Genomic DNA, 4,859 nt, shown 5'->3' with positions numbered 1-4,859 from the left:
TTACTCGATTTGTCCTGTTGGCGTCTCGACCGCAGCGGCTAATTCAAGCGGCCTTCTTTTCTGATGTCCTCATCAATGCCTTTAGCCCATGTATCCACACATTGGTGAGAAATGCGGGTTAGTGTATTCACACGGCTTGCCGGTGTACCACGTCCCCATATCCCCTGTTGAACGGATCGGATGGCCCTGATCGAAGATCGGCTCAAGCGCCTCGGTGTTCTCGAAGCGGATAGCCTCCCAGATATGCTGGACCACGCGGGTAATGTTAAGCGTAATGATCAGGCGGCGCTTGAACTCATCCTGATGGAAAAGCGCCGGGACAATGCTGATCTTGCCGGAGCCGATGAACTGCTCGACCAGGCGGACGAGTTGGGCGAGCAGGAACTCCTTGCTCCCCTTCCAGCCCTTTTTCATCTGATCGTAAACATCCCGCGCTGTCTCGAAGACGATCTTCTGCATGCGGAATTCGCGCGCCAGGCTTTCCAGGTCGATCTCGGCGATCTTGGTAACATCCGGCTTGCCCTCCAGGATGGGGGCAAGCTCGGCCAGCTTTGCGGTCTGGCCAGCGTTTAGCTCCAGGGCCTTCGCCTTGTCCAGATCGAGGATCAGGCGCGGACGGTACACATGGTCAATGCGGATGATATTGGGCCACCGGATCGCATACTCCGCTTTGTCGGAAACAGGCTCGATCGCCGTCTTCGGTGGCGGGGGTGGCGGGGGCGGTCCGTCCCCTCCTTCATGCGGCAGGAAGGTAAACGGCACGCCGAAGATGTTCACGTATTCTGGATCGAAGAGACCCGTCTCGGGATTGATCTCGTAGGCGGTACGCCGTAACCCCCGGCCTACGACCTGCTCGCACAGAAGCTGGCTGGTGAAGGCGCGCAGGCCCATGACGTGCGTGACGGTCTTGGCATCCCATCCTTCCGAAAGCATCCCCACGGATATGACGTTTTGAATCTGCTCGCCGGGCTTGCCTGCCTGCCCGACGGTATCTACTTGTTGGCGCAAAAGCTCGGCCTGCTGCTTCTTGGTCAGCTTGCGTTCTGTCCCGCTGCTCTCCTCTGCCCCCTCATCCTCACCATTGACCTGCGCCAGCGGCTCCTCGGAGGCCTCGGCTTCATCGAGCACCCGCGAATCGATGTGCAAGGTTCGCACGGGATCGCACAGCTCCTGGATCAGGATCTTCTTGCGGTCAAAGGCATGCTTGATGCGGGCGGCGGTCTCCGTGCGGTTGGCCACGGTGATCATCACCGGCGGCGTCCTGAAACCGGCATTCTTCCACGTGCGGGCTGCTTCCTTCCAGTCAAAGCCGAGAAGGTAATAACCGTTGAGCACCAGATCGGGCAGCGGTTCTTCCGGCTCCGCCGGGCGGTTCAGATCGTCCTTCACTTCCGCATCGTTGTAGATGTGATAGAGGCGTGATTTGTAGGTCTTCGCGTCGGGAATGGCATCATCGCGCACCACGACACGGGGGGTTTTCACAAGGCCGGATTCAATCGCGTCATTGAGGCCGAAGTCGCTGACGATCCAGCCAAACAGGGCTTCCTCAGAGCTTTTCTTGCCCGATGGCGCAAAAGGTGTCGCGGAAAAATCGTAAGCCATTAACACGCCCCGCGTCCGGTGGATGCGGTCAAGGCCACCGATCCATTTGGTGGCTTCCTCGATCTCGTCCTTGGAAACGCCCTTCACCTTGGATTCCGCCGGAACCCGCCAGGCGTGGTGGGCTTCATCGTTGATAACCAGAATATTGCGGGCATTGGCCATGTCCCCCAGCACGTCCCGGACATAGGCTTCATCGCTCTTGGCCCCGCGCTTGTCCACGCTGCGCCGCTTCCCGATCTTCTCCTCGCTGTTCCAGTTGAGCGCATGCCAGTTGCGGACGATCAACCTGCCCTCGCGCAGGCGGTCGAGCAACGCGCCGGGAACGATGCTGAAGGCCTCGTAATAGCTTGCGGGGTTGGATGCTTCCAGAACCGCCAAGCGGCTCTTGACGGTCAGCCGGGGGCCACCACCAGCACGTTTTTGGAAAAGCGCGTGTCCTGCGGATAGGTCGCTTTGTTGAGGCACTGCCAGGCAATGACCATCGCCATGACGACGGTCTTGCCTGTTCCGGTCGCCATCTTTGCGCACAGCCGTGTAAATTCGCCGCCGTCGGCCGGGACAGCGATGCCCACCTTCTCGGCGGCCGGGCCTTCAGTCAGCCAGATCAGGGTTTCCGCCGCTTCGAGTTGGCAGAAGAAAAACCGCCGGGTCTCGTACTCTTCGGGATTCGTCCAATGCTCCAGAAGGCGCTTGGTAATGCCGGTGACGCCGGGGTAACCGGCCTTGCGCCATGCCTCGATACGGGGACGGATCTGGTTGACCAAGGGGATCTCGACGAACACGCCGGGATCATCGAAGGACCGGGAGCTTTCCGAGGCTACGTAACCGGCGGGCCTGCGCTCGCCCTCGACCAGCGTAAAGGAACGGTTCTCCCGGTTATACCGCCAGTAGCGTTGTGGCTCCTCGTAGGGAGAATTGATGATCAGGCGATCTATCGAGGTCTGTTCCATCAGCTAAGCCCGATCACCTTGAGGCTTTCGATCCCCCGGTCGTCAATGATCTTGACCGCCGCCCGCCGGTGATCGCCGGCAGAAAACGGCAGGGACACCGTGCCGTGATAGGCCTCGATCAGCCCCTCGTCAATCTCTGCCTTGAGGTTCTTGGCCAGCTTCGCCCATCCGTCCTTATCTCCCGCCATCGGGAAAAAGACCTGACGCGGAAAGACGCTGCGCCCGTCATAGTCGGGGTCGAGCATCCACATGGCGATCTTGCCCGCGCCGCCGGATTCGATCTCTCCGGTCCGGGTGTTGTAGTAATCAAAGCCGTTCACCGTAACGCGATATTTCCCGGCGTCTTCGCCCTTACGGATCTCCTCCAGTGAAACATCGGGCTGGCCGATCAGCCAGAAACTCTCGTTGCTGGCACGTTTCTTCTTGAGGTCTTCGGTCAGAAGGTCGGCGTTCATCTGCGCTTTCAGCAACGTCACGCCCGGCCAGTTGGTTTCGTCAATGTCCTTGGAGGCCTCGGGGTCGAACTGGAAGGCGGCGAAGACGATCATCTTCGGCTTTGGGACAAGCTGCTGCGCCTCCTCGATGGCAAGGGCAACCTGGCGCTGTTCGAGCGGCGCATGGTCGGGGCCGAAGGACACCACCGCGCGCTGCGGCTTGTCCTCCTTCGTCTCGGCGTCGGCATGAAGCCAGCGTGTGCCCGCCAGCGCCTCCACGCGGGAGAATTCGATCCGCTGCCCGCCCTTGCCGCGTATGCCGGTTCGCAGCAGTTCGTCGCGCCAGTCGCCCTGCCTGCGCGTCTCCCCTATCCTTGCTATCGCTGCGTCCGCTTCATAGTCACCCGGCGCTTCCCTGACCTCATCTAGAGGCTTGACCGCCGGGGCGGGCACGGCTTCCACGGTGAAGGGGCCGGTCACGCGGGTCTTTTTCCTGTCGATCAGAGGCTGATCGTAGAGCGTTTCCTGATCGGCGTATTTGCGGATGGCGGCGTCGATCTGCTCGCGGGTCATGCCCTCGCGGATTTCGGGGTTGTTGGCGATGGATTTCAGGGTCACGTGGGGGACGGTCTTGTATTTGAACCCGCTTGCAATGCCTTCCTTGGGGTGGGCCAGTTCGTAATAGTCGAACACCGCCGTCATCAGCCGCTGCTTGGCGAGGGCCAGAGCGACGCGGGAGGTATCGCAGGTGATCCACCGTCGGCCCCATTGCTCGGCGACATAGGCCGTTGTCCCTGATCCGCAAGTGGGGTCGAACACAAGATCGCCTGGGTCAGTGGTCATTAAGATGCAACGCTGGACTATTTCCGGGTTGGTCTGCACTACATAGATAGGATTGGGGGCCCCGCCTAAGCCGTCCCACCAGTTCGAGATTGGCTTGTAACCGAAGTCATTGAGATAACGCTTGTAGTTTAGATGTCCACGTCCAGCTACAAGCCGTTTAGCCCACTTGAGGCGATCCATCCCGCTTGGCGAGCCATTGGGCGTACGCGTTGTGGTCTTCCAACAGAGTCCCGGTTTTAGTCGGAATACTTGCCCACTAAACTCAACCGGATCACTTTGATTGCGGCGTTCGCCGCCACTGGTGAGTTGCTCGCCTGGATAAAACATACGAGCGTCAGGCCAGTCGCGGAAAAGCTGCAATGGACGCGTTCGGTAGTCGATTAACTCGTCCCTATTCTGTGGGAATGGTACCGCATCAATAGTGAACTCACGACCATCTGCTAACTCAACACAGTTGAAGCGTCGAAGCGTCTCTGCGTCGAGTTCGCGCTTCTCGAACATTGGTCGAAACTTGATCTTCCCGCTGTCCCGCGGGCTTTTGCTATACCAAACGAGATAGTCGTTGACAGGGTCCATGAGCCCCGATTTTTGACTTCCTTTTTTCTTTACTGGAATCGTGACAACGTGGCACCGTATTCCAAACACGTCATCCATGATATTTCGCACGATGTGTAGGTTCTCGTCGGAGATCTGCACGAAACATGATCCGCTTTCATGCAAGAGATCTCGTACTAACAACAAGCGGTCGCGTAGGTACGCGAGATAAGAATGGATTCCGAGCTCCCAAGTGTCGCGGAAGGCTTTTATATTCTCAGGCTCATGGGTAAGGTCTTCATCTTTGTCGCCTTCGGCCACTGCGCGTTTGTTCACAAATGGCTGAAAATTGGAGCGATAGCTGATGCCGTAGTCAGCTATAACAAAGAGGCGAGAATCCTCAGAATATGGGATGGCAATAGCCAGCAACCCATAACGCAGGAGGTATTCTCGCCATGAAGAAGCGTAACTATCGTGCTCAGAAAGTCAACGAGAT

At 58.5% G+C, this 4,859-nt stretch carries 3 protein-coding genes; all 3 read right to left on the bottom strand.

Going from position 1 to position 4,859, the window contains the following annotated elements; genetic code table 11:
* Positions 1-81: 81 nt before the first annotated feature.
* The 3 genes from M3436_19310 to M3436_19300 are packed head-to-tail and all read right to left on the bottom strand — an operon-like array spanning position 82 to position 4,792.
* A complete protein-coding gene (locus tag M3436_19310; GenBank protein MDQ3566138.1) occupies positions 82-1,980 on the bottom strand; it encodes a hypothetical protein in 1,899 nt (632 codons plus the stop codon).
* A 14-nt stretch (positions 1,981-1,994) separates the two neighbouring features.
* Entirely contained in the window at positions 1,995-2,552 is a 558-nt protein-coding gene (locus tag M3436_19305; GenBank protein ID MDQ3566137.1) for a DEAD/DEAH box helicase family protein, read from the bottom strand.
* Entirely contained in the window at positions 2,552-4,792 is a 2,241-nt protein-coding gene (locus M3436_19300; GenBank protein MDQ3566136.1) for a site-specific DNA-methyltransferase, read from the bottom strand. Before M3436_19300 ends, M3436_19305 begins: the two co-directional genes overlap by 1 nt.
* Positions 4,793-4,859 lie beyond the last annotated feature (67 nt).

The organism is Pseudomonadota bacterium, from assembly GCA_030859565.1.
Lineage (GTDB): Bacteria > Pseudomonadota > Gammaproteobacteria > JACCXJ01 > JACCXJ01 > USCg-Taylor.
The sequence above is the reverse complement of the archived record's forward strand: the minus strand, read 5'-3'. Positions and strand labels throughout refer to the sequence as shown.